Here is a 13,517-nt window from a genome sequence, read left to right on the forward strand (position 1 = left end):
ATGTCATGCGCAACGCCAATCCTGCCTGCCGGTCCGCTCGGTCACGTTCCCGAAATGGTCGGTCACGTTGCCGAAATCGTCGGTCACGATCCCGAAACGGCCGGTCACGTTCGTCCGAAATACTCACCATGCCGACGACGAAGATGGATACAGGCAGGGTAGCCAGCGCATGACTGGGTGCAAATGCGTTTCCGACGATCGCGCCCGTTGCATAGATCACGGTCGAGTTCGCACCAGCCAGCGCCTGAGCGATTGTCAGCCTCGCGACGTTCCCGTTGGCATGCGCGTGAAGAAACGACAATGGAGCGCCATGCAAATTGCCGGGGTTTGCGTCTGACATTGGGTCCAATCTGTTAATCGCGGCCTCGCCGCAGTTGAGAATCGATTTCGTCGAACAGGTGCGTTCGCTAAAGCGGGTGTTGTGTTTCGCAAAGGAATGGAGCTGCCAGCCGGGAGTAACGACGCCTAGGTCTCACTCGCTGCTGCCCATGACCAGGACCATCCGGAATCGCACGTCGCCAGTCCTTACCCTCCGGTAGGCATCAAGTGCCATCTGCAATGGCATCGTCTCGATCATCGGGCGCACGCTCGTCAGGACACTGAAGTCCAACGCCCTTTCGCTCTGGTAGGGCGTGCCGGTCAGCGATCCCGCCACGCTCTTTTGTCCAACGACAAGCTGGCCGGTCGAGACCGACAGCGGGTCCTTGGCCACGCCCAACACCATCAGCCGGCCCTGGGGCGCCAGACCGCCCATCAGCTCCGATACCGTCTCCGCATTGCCGATCGTGGTCACGAGCGCCTGAGCGCCGCCCATCGCCTTGAGCTTTTCTGCGGCGTCCTCGACACGGGTGTCGATGTAGATATGCGCCCCCAGTTTCAGCGCGTCTTCCGCGATGTCCTGCCCTCTGCCGACCGCCACGACCTTGAAACCCATCTTGCGCGCGTACTGCAACGCCATGTGCCCCAAGCCGCCGATCCCCAAAACGGCCACGATGTCCCCAGGTTCGGCACCCGACTTTCTTAGCGCATTGAAGGTCGCAATACCGGCGCACAGAATGGGCGCCGCCTCCTCGGAACGCAACTCGTCGGGAATGGAGACGAGACCCGTGCTGCGTGCCACCATCATTTCGGCGTAGCCGCCGTCGCAACTGGAGCCTACGATGGGCTGGTTCGTGCACAGCTGAAATTGCCCGCGCCGACATTGCTCACATGCGTTGCAATGGCCGCCGAGCCGGCCCACACCAACTCGTTGCCCGACCGTCCAGCGCGCCGGAGTTCCCGGACCGACTGCAGCGATTCGGCCGACCACCTCGTGGCCAGGCACCCGGGGAGGCAGCACTGCCGGATCAACATTTTCAATCGTGCCGGCATCGGCACCGCAAATGCCGCAGGCTTCGACCTCGATCAACACTTCGCCCGCGCCCGGCGACGGGGTCGCGCGCTCAACCAGTTCCAACATGCCAGGTTTCGTCACCTGCATGGCTCGATAGGTTTTTCTCATGCTCATCGGTCACAAGTCAGTCATAGGGACAAAGATCGCATGCTGCCTTCCGTCAGCGTTCCGGCTTCAAGTCGTTTCCCGGCCCCGCTGCGCAACTATCGTACTTGCTGGCAGCATCGATGGCGCCCACCAACATCTGATGTCACGAGGAGAGCTATCGTCGACCTTCGGCTTCAGCGGAATTCTTCTCCGATTCGATTCCACTGCCAAACGAGATAAAGTTTCACTCATTGAAAGAAAAACTTTGTGTCCATGAAAACACCCGTTCATCTAAACGCATTGCGTGCATTCGAGGCCAGCGCGCGCCACCAGAGCTTTTCGGCGGCCGCGGTGGAACTGCACGTCACTCCTGCGGCAGGCGACTACGATCGGTCGGATTGGTGCCGGTCACGTTGGAAGCACCGACGCAAGAGATCGCGCGGCCTACCCCGGCCCGGCCGCTACGCCGGCCGTCAGAGCTGCGGCGGTGGGCGCCATCGAGATTAACGTGGGCAACACTCGTGTTCGCATTGAAGGTTCGCCCAACGAGGCTACGTTACGGCTGGTGTTGCATATGTTGCGCCGCGCATCGGAACGACCAGCATGATCGGGCTGCCTAGCCGCACGAAGATCTGGCTGGCCGCTGGCGTGACCGACATACATTTGCCGGCATCGGTCGATGCGTGTCCGGAATGCGGCGGCAAGCTGAAGCCGCTGGGTGAAGACATTGCCGAGCAACTCGATTACGTGCCCGCTAGCTTCCGCGTGATCCGCCGCCTGCGGCCCAAGTTCGCTTGCGCGTGCTGCGATCACATCGCGCAGGCAGCAGCGCCAAGCCGACCAATCGAACGCGGCCTGGTGGGCCCGGGGTTGCTCTCGCACGCGAGTCGGGCGATTCTCTATGCGCTGAACCGATGGTTGGCGCTCACGCGCTATTGCGACGATGGCTGGCTGGAGATCGATAACCTGCCGGTCGAGCGCGCGTTGCGAGGAGTGGCCATCGGAAGGCGGAATTACCTCTTTGCCGGCCCGGACTCCGGCGGCGAACGTGCTGCCGCGATTTACAGCCTCATAGGGACGGCAAAGCTCAGCGACATCGATCCCGAAGCCTATCCGCGCTTCGTATTTGCCCGCATCGCGGATCACCCGATCAACCGCGTCGACCAGCTCATGCCGTCGCGGATCAACTCCGCAACGCCAACTGAACATCACGACGCCGTCGTCAAGACGGCGTTCGCGACGCGCTTACATTTATGGCGCTTCTTGTTGAGGAGCGACAACGACTATGCATAGGCGAGATCAGAAATGTCATCATCGCGCTGTTCTTCAGAGCAGGATGGAAGATGGCGTTCGACAACATTCCATCCTCCCCCTTCCCTGTTGCGTCGAGGCGACGGTTGGAGACTTCTTCTACGCGTCTTGGAAATGTAGAAGAAGAATTTCCTGAAACCTTTCCGCTTGGTCAATCTGCGGGAGATGGCCGGCCCCTGCTATCTCGTGAAGTACTGCGTTAGGGATGGTAGGGACTAGATCGCGCATCGGCTGCAGTAGCAACTCGTCTAGCTCGCCAATCACCAGCGTCGTCCGCGCCGAAATAGTGGGGACTCTCGACAGGTAATTCAGGCCTTGTATTGCCCGGGCGCAACCGATGAATCCTTTCGCAGACGTCTTGTTGATGCATTGAGAAAGCGCGTCCGCAACTGACGGGTTCGCGTGCAGAAAGTCTTTTCCGAACCAGCGCTCAGCAGTCGGCTCGGCCAATTCAGCAACGCTATCGTTACGTTCGACGATTGCAACACGCTCATCCCAAGCAGCGGCGAATAGCGGCGGTGCGTCCGCTCGAGCCGCCACGACGAGGAGACTGAGCAGTCTTTGGGGATGTATAACACCCAGTCCCAAGCCTACCATTCCTCCCTGCGATTCGCCGACGAAGTGGACTTGTGATACACGGAGATCATCGAGCACTGCCACAACGTCCGCCACTAGATTATCCATCGAGTACGGAGGAGCACTGGCGGCCGACTGCCCATGGCCTCTGGTATCAACGCAAATTACCCGGAAGCCGAGACTGACAAGCAGCTGCGCCTGCGTAGCCCAGATTGCACTATTTGTTAGGATCGAGTGACTTAAAAGGACCACTTCCCCGTCCGGACGCCCGCCGATGCGTATCGATAACTCGCAGCCCTTGACAGGGATTTGACGCCGCTCAAACCCTGTCCATTCGCCGTTATCAACTGCTGGACACTTACTGATCACAGCCCATCTCCTTAAGCACTTCTCGGGCGATTCGCCATCCGTCCAGCGCCGCTGGAAATCCGCAATAGACCGCTACCTGGAGGAAGACTTCCTGAATTTCCTCGGGCTGCAATCCATTGTTGATACCGCCGCGAATGTGCGCACGCAGTTCGTGCGGTCGGTTAAGAGCCGCGATCATGCCAAGATTGAGCAGACTGCGACTACGGCGATCCAATCCTGGGCGGTTCCAAATCTCGTCCCAGCAATACTCGGTCACCAGTTTCTGCATCGGCCAACCCAAGGCATCGACTGAACTGAGCGAGCGGTTGACATATTCGTCACCGAGAACTTCTCTGCGCGTCCTCAGCCCTTTTTCGAACTTCTCGCTCCCGACAAAACTGTTTGCGTTGTCTGCCATGGCTCAAACGACCTCCGTAGCTGCTGCAAGTGGCACATTCCACGCGTCGTATTCGTAGACCCAGTCCGGATTTGAAGGATCTTTGAGCCACGTGTTAGTTCGCGAACTGAGCTGAACGCGCGACGTTCGAGGCTTGCGGGTGGCTTCAAACCGCTGGAACGCCTGTGCGACGCCGTCTCGATCTACGCCGTCCAGACAACGCGAGAGAACAGCGGCGTCTTCGATCGCCATTGCGGCGCCCTGCGCCATATATGGCGTCATAGGATGGCATGCGTCACCGAGCAGAGTTACGTTGCCGTCGCTCCAACGGGGCAACGGGTCACGATCAACAAGTGCCCATTTGTGCACCGACGGGCACGCCTCCAGTACTCGACCAACCTGCGGGTGAAAACCTTCGAACGCCGCTCGCAGTTCCTTAACGTCGCCCATCGCAGACCAGCTTTCGACAGTGAAGCCCGGGTCCGGCTGGCTCGTGACGAAATACACTTCGCTTCGATCAGGCTTGACGTAGTAAATGACAATATGGCGATCGGGGCCCCACCACTTCGTACAGTCGTCGATCTCATACCCGTTAAGCAGTGATGCGGGAAAAACAGTGCGATAAGCGATTCGCCCGGTGAAGTTCGGCTCATCGTGCCCGAAAAGCGTTTTCTTCACCAGCGAGTGGACGCCGTCCGCTGCGACGACCGCGTCGTATGTTACCGGCGATTGCCCGTCGAACGTCAATTGGACGGCGCCATCAGTCATCTGCTCGAATCCGACGAGTTTATGACCAAGATTGATGGTTTCCGGATTAACGGCGCTTGCGAGTGCAGCATGCAGATCACCGCGATGTCCCAACAGATACGGGGCACCATATCGCTCCTCTGCAAGCGCGCCGAATTCCATGTCGAAACGCACCTCGCCCGTGTCGAATTCCTTATTGTTCCACGAGCGCGGGTAGAAGCATTCGTTCCGCAGAACCGGTTCAAGACCGAATTCGCGCATAACTTTGATTGCGTTGCATCCGATTTGAATGCCCGCGCCGAGACGTGTGAACTTGGCTGCCTGTTCATAGACATGTGCCTCGATCCCGCTACGCTGCAACGCCGCGGCCGTCGCGAGCCCACCCATCCCAGCACCGATAACCGCTACGCGAAGCTTCTTCATAAACCCTCCTGATATCCACTGGTTGCACGGCGGAGGCCGTTGACACAATGTACGGATTCCGGAGGAAGTCGACAAACCAGTTTAACTCCCTCTGCGTGAGTTTTTCTTGCGCCGGTGTCTGGCCATTTGGAAGCCCGCACGATCTCCTGCTAGCTGTTTGCCCTCACTTGTCCGATTCGGTGGACATTGCGCAGTGTGACGTTCGCTCACTCTGCAGAGACCGCCCCGATCTTTGCGTGGCAGCCGAGATAAGCTGTTCGACTGGCTGATGCCAGACCTAACAACCATGAGTCGCGTGACAGACGACACCGGTCAAGTCCTTTGTCGGCCGCTCACGCCTCGCAGTTAAAAGACGGAGCGACAGCACGAATCGCTTCAGCCATTGAGACAGACGCACCGTTGCGAAATCGCGCTTGCTTTCATCAACTGCCGACGATAATGCTACGTCGCTTGTTAATGGGGCGACCGCATCTGTTGTCTAGGACCGCGGGGATACCGTTCAGAGGTGCGACTTAGCGGCGGCGGTTCAACCGACGATGCAACGTCGCTCTCGGGCGCGCTAGACGTGCCGATAATCGCCGATCTGCGAGGCGCGAACTCGAAGAGTGAAGCATGGAGTGATCAGAAACGACGTCGCAGATCTGCTCCCTCGGGCGAGCCGGACGCCGTCGCGCGGCGGTTGTGTAAGCGGTCGTAGACGGTCTCGTCTGTTCACCGCGCGGGAGGCGAGAACTGCAGAGACCTAGAGACCGCGCTGCTCGTTACTTTTAACGTATGGGGCGCGGCCGAAGCTCGGAAGAAATGTCTGTTTTACGCTGTACGCTGCGCGCAGATCGACGCTTCCCTCTTTCTGCCTCCAGACAGGGAAATCGCAACGGCTGCGATCAACGCCGGTAGCGCAATTGCCAGAAAATTCGCAGACATTGGAAAGGCGTGGCCGACCAATGCACCGATAACTATCGGCGCCAAAATCGCGCCGCCTCTACCAATACCTGATGCGCAACCGAGTCCCGTAGCACTGATCGAGGGCGGATAGAACTGACCTACAAACGCGTACATCAAGGTTTGAGCTCCCATCGTCGCCCCACCCGCTATCGCGACGACAAACGATAGCGCCCACACTGGCAATGTTAGGCCAAGACAAGCAACCGACGCAGCCATGATCAAATACATACCCACCAGGACAACGCGTGCGTTCAATCGATCCGCGAGGAACCCCCCGCTGATGTTGCCTACGATCGCCCCGACATGAAGAAACATGGCGAAATTCACTGCAGTCGAGAGGTCGTGGCCCGAAATTATCATCAATTTGACAAGCCAGGAACTCAAGGCATACACGATAAATAGGTTCATAAAAAAGGTCAACCAGATCATGAGAGTCCCGACTTTCCTTCCATCCCTGAAAAGCTCTCGGGCTGTAAAACGCTCGCATGTTGAATCGTTGGGTGGCGCAAATACGTCGTCGCTCTGAGCAACGAACCGCGAGTTGAGTTTTTGGGCCAGGTTCTGCAGTTCCACGTCTCGACGTGAACGAATGAGATGAGAAAACGCCTCAGGCATCATCTTCAGAATCACTGGGATCAAGAAGACCGGAAAGCCGGCGGCAAAGAAAACCGTCCTCCATCCAAAATGCACCAAAAGGAACTTGCAGATCAGACCGGCGAATACTCCGCCGACGGAGTAGCCGCTGAACATCAAGGTAACCAATGTGCTGCGTATATTGCGTGGCGAGTACTCTGCCATTTGCGCGACCGTGATAGGCATGAGGCCGCCGATACCAATCCCGGCGATGAATCGCGCACCACTGAAGATCAGCGCGTCGTGCGCAAAGCCCGCAGCCACAGAAAACAGGCTGATCAGGAACAGGCAGATCACCATTGTCAGCCGCCGCCCGACTCTGTCGGAAATGATGCCAAATACTATGGCCCCAAACATCATTCCAAAAAGCGCAGAACTCAACATAAAACCCGCCTGCGTTGGTGTGACGTATAACTGACTCATAATCGACGGCAAAGCGATGCCAGCTATCGCCAGATCATATCCGTCTGAGATAATCAGGCAACAGCACATCACGAAAATAGATGCGTGAAAGCGTGTAAGCCGGGCGTCGTCGGCGATCTGAAAAATGTTCACTGGGCGCATCTTATCCCCACCTAATGTGTCTCTGACGGTTCATGTGACAGACAGATTGACGTGACGACCTCTCAATCGATGTCGATGCCGACAAATTTCCGTCGCCGGGCCTTCAGGCCACGTCATCTGTATGCGAATGGAATATGACCCAGTCGAAACGACCAATATCAGCTATCTGGAGGACGCTCCGATCGGCGGAGCGAGAGAGTTGGCAAGATCAACTCCGGACTAGCACGTTCTTGCTCAGCTGATTCGACGTCGGACCGAAGTCAGATTCCACAACACATGGTGCGGCGACTCCATATCGGGCGGCAAACGAGTTAACCTGCCGCGGCGTGAGTTTAGCTAACGCCAGCTTGGTTGCGGTCTGTGGGGTTGCAGTCCGGAGATCGCGCTAAGCGCCGCAAAGCCGCACCAGTTCATAGCGCCATCGGCCCGTGATCGCACCGCTGCGAGCTTAGTCGATCGACGTGAACTTAGCCCATCCGGCTGACTCAGCCCACGCCGCGATGGACTGCTCGGTGTCGCGCCCGTCCTTCATTAGCCAGGTGTGAAAGCTCTCAATGAGGGGGGTTCTATGATCCATGCAAACGTAATACTGTCTCGAGCGAGCCGCGAGAGAACCGAAAGGCGCGCAGAGGCGTCCCGCCAAAATATCATCAATCGCGAGGAAAAGAGGTGCAAGTACGATTCCTAACCCCTCGGTTGCCGCCTGCAGTGCGAAGAACATCTGCTCAAACTTGAGCTGACCAGCGGGCTTAAGGTCTGGAACACCTGCGGACGCAAGCCATTCGTCCCAGGGATAAGGTTCAGTAACGTAATTGATTAGGGTATGACGAGCAAGGTCGGCAGGATGTTGCAGTTGGCCGCCTTCCAGTAGATCGACATGGCACAACGGCACGATTATTTCCGTCATAAACGGCATAGACACGCAGTCGCGCAGGGGCTCTCGAGCGCCGCGAATAGCGATATCGTATGTATTCTCTCGGAAGTTGACGGGTGCTATGGACGTCGTTAGTCGAATGTCTACGTCGGGTCGTTTTCGTTGGAAGCCAGACATGCGCGCTATCAACCAGCGCATGGTGAATGTCGGAGGCGCATTGACGGTGAGAGAGGTCGGCGCGACTTGATCAACTACGTGCATGGAAGCGATCGCAAGGCGATCCAGCACCGCCGTTGCCTCGGCGAGGTACGAGCGCCCTGCGTCAGTCAGGACGATTTGAGACGCGGTCCGCCGGAAAAGCGGCGTGCCGAGCCACTCCTCCAAGATCGCCACTTGGCGACTTACAGCACCGTGGGTAACATTCAGTTCGGTCGCTGCCTTGGTAAAGCTGGCATGACGCCCAGCCGCTTCGAAAGCACGGACCGCGTTTAAAGGGGGAAGACGCCGACTCATGATCCAAATGCTACGACCGCTCAAACGGGGAGTCAGTTTTTCTCACGGCGAACGCGGTGTCAATTGACGAAACCACCAGTCATCTTCGCACTGGCGGGTCCGGCGCTTCGTCGAATGTGCGACAACGGCCGGAAAGATTCCGGCGACGCACGCGCGCGGTGTCGTGAACTATCGTTCCAGCAGACGCTTAATCTGAGGAAAATGACAGTCACCCCACCGCTCGAGTGCCATGGCAGTAAAACGCGGCATAGGTACCGCTTCGGATGTCGCTGGCGGAGCGTTTCGAAAAACCACGCGCCTCTCTTCGTCCGCAGACGGCTCTCAAGCCATTGACGTCGTCATGTCGACGCCAGAGGTTAGGCTCCCATCTAGAAGACATGCCGAACGCCAGCAGCGGCCGCAAATTGATTCTGCCCTGGACCTCCCGCTGGGACTGAATTCAAGATGCCGAGAGTGCCACGAGAATTATTTTTCACATAGCCCACCGCAGCATAGAGTCCCGTCGCCTTCGACAGCGAGTAATCAACGACGATGCGATAAAGACTTCCATTCCTGTCCCCATTTCTCTGATCTGCCAACCTAATATAAGCTCCACTCAGAGTTAGATCTGGCGCGAACTTGTAAGCGAATTCTGCGGTATAAAAGTTCTGACTCGCATTGCTCGAAGGATTCCGGAAGTTTGTAAAGTTTCCAGCAAACTGCCAGCTATCTAACGTAACCTTCACCCCTGCGGTGTAGGCCTGCGCTACAGAATTGTCCGTAAGGCCACTTAAATCTCGCCCATGAAAGTAAGCGCCGTCTAACGTTGCGATACCGACTTGGTAGTTGATGCGGGCCGATATAACGCTCTTACTCAAAAAATTGCCCGGTGTTCCACCAAATCCGTAAAGCACGCTACCAAAAAAGCCGGCCATTTTCGGTGATGTGTACTTCACCGAATTATCCACCCAATAATACTGAGCACCGCTATAGCCGCTGCCATTCTGATATGAGACCGTGTTGAGCGAACCGAAATTGACGAATCCCGTTGCGTCGAGCGCGACTAATGACTCGTAGAACGGCGAGCGGTTGCGCCCGAGCTCAAGTCCGCCGAAACGCTCGCTTGATAGCCCAACGGTCGCCCCCCGGTCGAACAAGACAGTGGTAGACGTCGACTGTCCGCCGTTGATGCCTGTTCCATTGTTGATCCGAAAGCCGTTTTCTAGTGTGAAAGTAGCCTTGATGCCGGAACCAAGGTCTTCGATCCCTCTGATTCCCCAACGGTTGGTCGACTCGACGCCTGACACAACACTCGTGCTGCGGCCACCCTGCGGTCCCGCTCCCGTCTTATAGACCACGCCAGCATCAGTCACCCCATATAGCGTTACATTCGATTGCGCACGGGCAGCGGGCGCAGCCAGTAACGCGGTGCCAACCGCAGCTACTTTTCTGAAAGCCTTGTTCATCTGTCCGTCTCCTCCAAATTTGGCATCGATCTATTATTTCGGTTCGCTAATTGTCAACGTCTGCGTTCGTCGGTGACGTGTGCACTGGCTTTGCGCAGCTAGCCAGCCTCTGGGCCGACGGAACTGATACATTTGCCTATGCCACCGTGCTGGCTGGGGGCCGCAGCTTCACTATTTGGCTCGGCTACCGGTCAATCAAACGCGAACGCAATGAAGACATTGAAGCTTTCTCTTCTTATGGCATGAGTCCCCGCTCGCGCAATTCACCGGCTCCGCATCCGTCGCCCATCGCATCTTCGCCGTCGTTCGAGATCTGGCCGATACTCGATAGCGCTAACGATGTGTCAGGCAGTATTTATCTCGTCGTCCTCCGCGCGCAAACCACAATAACTCACGGACGCGTGAGCTTTCCTCACGCCCAGTGGTTCCGAGGTCCGCTCGATCGCGGCTCACCCAGCAGTAGACTAGATGCGCGGGCACTCGATCCTAGAACGGTGATGCCGGACGTTGCGTCAGTTTTTCGCACAACGCGTGACGTTTTTTCGATCGCCGTCACCAGAGAGGAAACTCCGATTTCGGCGCGATGGCTTTTTGTGCAAGCGGTTTGCACTAGCACAGAGGGCGATCTGCAGCGAACTGATGCGGACCTGAACGGATAGGCACCCGCTCGGCGCACGGACTCGCGGCAGCTGTCCGGCACGACGCAGCTCGGTAGCTGAAGTACAGCGTGGAAACTCCCAGGAGTGGTTCCACTGCCAAACGAGATAAAGTTTCACTCATTGAAAGAAAAACTTTGTGTCCATGAAAACACCTGTTCATCTAAATGCATTGCGTGCATTCGAGGCGAGCGCGCGCCACCAGAGCTTTTCGGCGGCCGCGGTCGAACTGCACGTCACTCCTGCGGCAGTCGGCCAACTAGTACGCGCACTGGAGCAATGGTTGGGAACCCCTCTGTTCCATCGCGGAACCGGCGGTCGAGTTCGACTTGTGCCCAGTGAGGCAGCTGAACGAGCGTTGCCGGATATCCGGGCGGGGTTCGATCTACTTGCCTTGGGCTTGGAAAGACTCAGGGAGGGATCGACTAGCGGCGTTCTCACCGTAGCCATCAGTCCCTCCTTCGCCGCCAAGTGGTTGCTACCGCGAATTGAACGATTTCAAACCGCCTGGCCAGACACAGACGTACGCCTGGACACAAACCTCAAACCGGTGGATTTTGTTGCCCAGCGAATCGATATCGGCGTGCGCTATGGCACGGGAAGCTGGCCGGGACTCATGGCGGACAAGCTGATGGACGAGGAGGTCTATCCGGTTTGCTCGCCCGGGCTGCTGCGTAAGCATGGGCGTTTGCAGAAGCCGACTGACCTGGCCCGAGAAACCTTGATCCACGACTTGTCGATGGATAGCCACACGGCTTTTCCGACTTGGGACGCCTGGCTGCAACGGGTGGGGGTGACGAATGTTCCTTCGAGACGCGGCATGAAAATCAACAATTCAGCCGCCGTTTTGCAGGCGGCAATCGAAGGACAAGGTGTCGCGCTCGCGCGCAGCGTGATGGTGCACGATGACCTAGCAACTGGTCGCCTCGTCCGGCTGTTTCCGAAAATCAAGTTTGCGTCGCCCTTGGCTTACTACGTCATATATCGAGCCGAGGCGTCCACGCAGCCAAGGCTCGTCGCGTTTCGCGATTGGTTGCTCAGCGAGGCCGCAGCGGCGGTCTAGTCATCGGTAACGACACTGCGACCAACGATCAAGGGATCCTCAGTTCGTTGCTTGAGCCGCCCATACCCAATGCCCCTTCCGGGTGACTGACATCGCGGACGGCAACTTCCACCTAGCTCGGGAATGCTTCACGGAGCAGCGGCGACGTTCGTTACGCTCGGCAGCGCTCGCACATGGTCAATGAAGGACTTTCGCCAGAAAATCCCGTGCACGGTCCGATCGAGGCGTATCGAAGAAGCTGTCCTTTACACAGTCCTCCACGATTACGCCTGCGTCCATGAAGAGAACCCGATCGGCCACCTTGCGCGCAAAGCCCATCTCATGCGTCACGCACACCATCGTCATCCCCTCCTGCGCAAGCTCGATCATCACGTCCAAGACTTCGTTGATCATCTCGGGATCCAGCGCCGATGTCGGCTCGTCGAAGAGAATTGCTGCCGGATCCATCGACAATGCACGAGCAATAGCGACACGCTGCTGCTGTCCACCGGACATCTGACCGGGATATTTATGCGCGTGTGACTTCAGCCCGACTCGATCGAGCAGCATCAGTGCTTTTGCGTCTGCTTCTTCGCGCCCCCGCCGAAGCACCTTCACCTGGGCCAACGTTAGATTCTGGAGAATACTCATGTGTGGGAACAGCTCGAAGTGCTGGAAGACCATCCCCACTCGAGTGCGTAGCGACGTGAGATCCGCTTTCGAGTGCCCCACGCTGACGCCATCGACAGTTATCGACCCTTGCTGAAAACCCTCCAGGCCATTGATGGTCTTGATGAGCGTCGATTTCCCCGAGCCCGACGGTCCGCAAACAACCACCACTTCACCTTTCTGAACGGCCGTCGTACAGCTATCCAGTACGCGGTGTTGGCCGTACCACTTCGAAACATTGTTAATGTCGATCATGTCACGTTACCGAATCTGAAAAACGCAGAAAACGGGCAGCATGTCCATACGCCGCCTAGTGCCGGGTCTGCAAAGCAAGCTGCCCTTCCAGACGATTCTGAATAGCCGCCAACAGGGAGCTCAACACCCAATACAGCGCTGCTGCCGCGAGGTAGAAAGGCAACGGTTGAAACGTCGTCGCGATGACCTCCTGCGCGGAACGAAGCAATTCCGTCACCGTGATCACGGACACGAGGGATGTATCCTTGATCAGGCTGATGAGCGTATTGCCCATGGACGGCACGGCAAGGCGCAGCGCCTGCGGGCCGACGACATACCGCAACGTCTGAAAATATGTCAACCCCAAGCTGTGCGATGCGCTCCATTGCCCGCCGGGGATGCCGAGAATCGCCCCGCGCATGCTTTCGGAAAGGTACGCGCCTGCATTCAACGTCAACGTCAGAATGCCCGCCGTCGTCGGTGAGAGCGAGACCCCAATGTCGGGCAACCCGTAGTAGACGACGAACATCTGCACTAGGGATGGTGTTCAAAACTCACGCATTTCCGAGTGTTCAACCGGCCGCCTGCTGGGCACAATAGGCACATGAGACAAACCGACCTGAACCTTGACCTGACGAACCGGCGCACGCGCAAGCGCGC

The 13,517-nt window shown here is 57.5% G+C and carries 9 protein-coding genes and 5 pseudogenes; 4 read left to right on the plus strand and 10 right to left on the minus strand.

Annotated features, from left to right (window positions below; translation table 11 throughout):
• Window positions 1-121 precede the first annotated feature (121 nt).
• Together AB4Y31_RS31575 and AB4Y31_RS31580 are read right to left on the minus strand one after the other, a co-directional pair.
• Window positions 122-340: pseudogene (locus AB4Y31_RS31575) on the minus strand (MFS transporter); the annotation flags it as partial.
• 132 nt (window positions 341-472) lie between these two features.
• Window positions 473-1,501, minus strand: coding sequence for an alcohol dehydrogenase (locus AB4Y31_RS31580; RefSeq protein WP_368677398.1), 1,029 nt, complete (start codon window positions 1,499-1,501; stop codon window positions 473-475).
• Window positions 1,502-1,753: 252 nt separating this feature from the next.
• On the opposite strand from AB4Y31_RS31580, the pseudogene AB4Y31_RS31585 reads away from it, so the two are divergent.
• The 3 pseudogenes from AB4Y31_RS31585 to AB4Y31_RS31595 all read left to right on the plus strand — a co-directional run.
• Window positions 1,754-1,858 (plus strand): annotated as a pseudogene (locus AB4Y31_RS31585) (LysR family transcriptional regulator); the annotation flags it as partial.
• Between the two features lie 14 nt (window positions 1,859-1,872).
• Window positions 1,873-2,087, plus strand: a pseudogene (locus AB4Y31_RS31590) (IS66 family insertion sequence element accessory protein TnpB); the annotation flags it as partial.
• A gap of 50 nt (window positions 2,088-2,137) precedes the next feature.
• Window positions 2,138-2,773, plus strand: a pseudogene (locus AB4Y31_RS31595) (IS66 family transposase zinc-finger binding domain-containing protein); the annotation flags it as partial.
• Window positions 2,774-2,890: 117 nt separating this feature from the next.
• On the opposite strand, the gene AB4Y31_RS31600 reads toward AB4Y31_RS31595, so the two are convergent.
• From AB4Y31_RS31600 to AB4Y31_RS31625, 6 genes are all read right to left on the minus strand, one after another.
• Window positions 2,891-3,736 (minus strand): alpha/beta fold hydrolase, encoded by an 846-nt coding sequence (locus AB4Y31_RS31600; RefSeq protein WP_368677399.1) that lies wholly within the window; start codon window positions 3,734-3,736, stop codon window positions 2,891-2,893.
• Window positions 3,726-4,133 carry a carboxymuconolactone decarboxylase family protein gene (locus AB4Y31_RS31605; RefSeq protein ID WP_368677400.1) on the minus strand — a complete coding sequence of 136 codons (408 nt, stop codon included), beginning with the start codon at window positions 4,131-4,133 and terminating at the stop codon, window positions 3,726-3,728. Before AB4Y31_RS31605 ends, AB4Y31_RS31600 begins: the two co-directional genes overlap by 11 nt.
• Window positions 4,134-4,136: 3 nt before the next feature.
• On the minus strand, window positions 4,137-5,282 hold the full coding sequence (locus AB4Y31_RS31610; protein ID WP_368677401.1) for an FAD-dependent monooxygenase: 1,146 nt from the start codon (window positions 5,280-5,282) through the stop codon (window positions 4,137-4,139).
• A gap of 810 nt (window positions 5,283-6,092) precedes the next feature.
• Window positions 6,093-7,424, minus strand: coding sequence for an MFS transporter (locus AB4Y31_RS31615; RefSeq protein ID WP_368677402.1), 1,332 nt, complete (start codon window positions 7,422-7,424; stop codon window positions 6,093-6,095).
• A gap of 448 nt (window positions 7,425-7,872) precedes the next feature.
• Window positions 7,873-8,811: a transcriptional regulator GcvA gene (gene gcvA / locus AB4Y31_RS31620; protein ID WP_107153897.1), complete on the minus strand. Its 939-nt coding sequence runs from the start codon at window positions 8,809-8,811 to the stop codon at window positions 7,873-7,875.
• A 368-nt stretch (window positions 8,812-9,179) separates the two neighbouring features.
• Entirely contained in the window at window positions 9,180-10,256 is a 1,077-nt protein-coding gene (locus tag AB4Y31_RS31625) for a porin (protein ID WP_368677403.1), read from the minus strand.
• A gap of 801 nt (window positions 10,257-11,057) precedes the next feature.
• Here AB4Y31_RS31625 and gcvA (AB4Y31_RS31630) point away from each other — a divergent pair.
• Window positions 11,058-11,975 (plus strand): transcriptional regulator GcvA, encoded by a 918-nt coding sequence (gene gcvA, locus AB4Y31_RS31630; protein WP_368677404.1) that lies wholly within the window; start codon window positions 11,058-11,060, stop codon window positions 11,973-11,975.
• Window positions 11,976-12,152: 177 nt separating this feature from the next.
• Here gcvA (AB4Y31_RS31630) and AB4Y31_RS31635 read toward each other — a convergent pair whose 3' ends face one another.
• Entirely contained in the window at window positions 12,153-12,878 is a 726-nt protein-coding gene (locus AB4Y31_RS31635) for an amino acid ABC transporter ATP-binding protein (protein ID WP_368677405.1), read from the minus strand.
• A gap of 55 nt (window positions 12,879-12,933) precedes the next feature.
• A pseudogene (locus AB4Y31_RS31640) lies at window positions 12,934-13,517 on the minus strand (amino acid ABC transporter permease); the annotation flags it as partial.

Origin of the sequence: Trinickia sp. EG282A, assembly GCF_040965455.1 — a bacterium.
Lineage (GTDB): Bacteria > Pseudomonadota > Gammaproteobacteria > Burkholderiales > Burkholderiaceae > Trinickia > Trinickia symbiotica.

Coding starts and splice junctions, on each gene's coding strand:
- AB4Y31_RS31580 (WP_368677398.1), bottom strand. CDS start 1,501: ATGAGAAAAACCTATCGAGCCATGCAGGTGACGAAACCTGGCATGTTG.
- AB4Y31_RS31605 (WP_368677400.1), bottom strand. CDS start 4,133: ATGGCAGACAACGCAAACAGTTTTGTCGGGAGCGAGAAGTTCGAAAAA.
- AB4Y31_RS31610 (WP_368677401.1), bottom strand. CDS start 5,282: ATGAAGAAGCTTCGCGTAGCGGTTATCGGTGCTGGGATGGGTGGGCTC.
- AB4Y31_RS31615 (WP_368677402.1), bottom strand. CDS start 7,424: ATGCGCCCAGTGAACATTTTTCAGATCGCCGACGACGCCCGGCTTACA.
- gcvA (WP_107153897.1), bottom strand. CDS start 8,811: ATGAGTCGGCGTCTTCCCCCTTTAAACGCGGTCCGTGCTTTCGAAGCG.
- AB4Y31_RS31625 (WP_368677403.1), bottom strand. CDS start 10,256: ATGAACAAGGCTTTCAGAAAAGTAGCTGCGGTTGGCACCGCGTTACTG.
- gcvA (WP_368677404.1), top strand. CDS start 11,058: ATGAAAACACCTGTTCATCTAAATGCATTGCGTGCATTCGAGGCGAGC.
- AB4Y31_RS31635 (WP_368677405.1), bottom strand. CDS start 12,878: ATGATCGACATTAACAATGTTTCGAAGTGGTACGGCCAACACCGCGTA.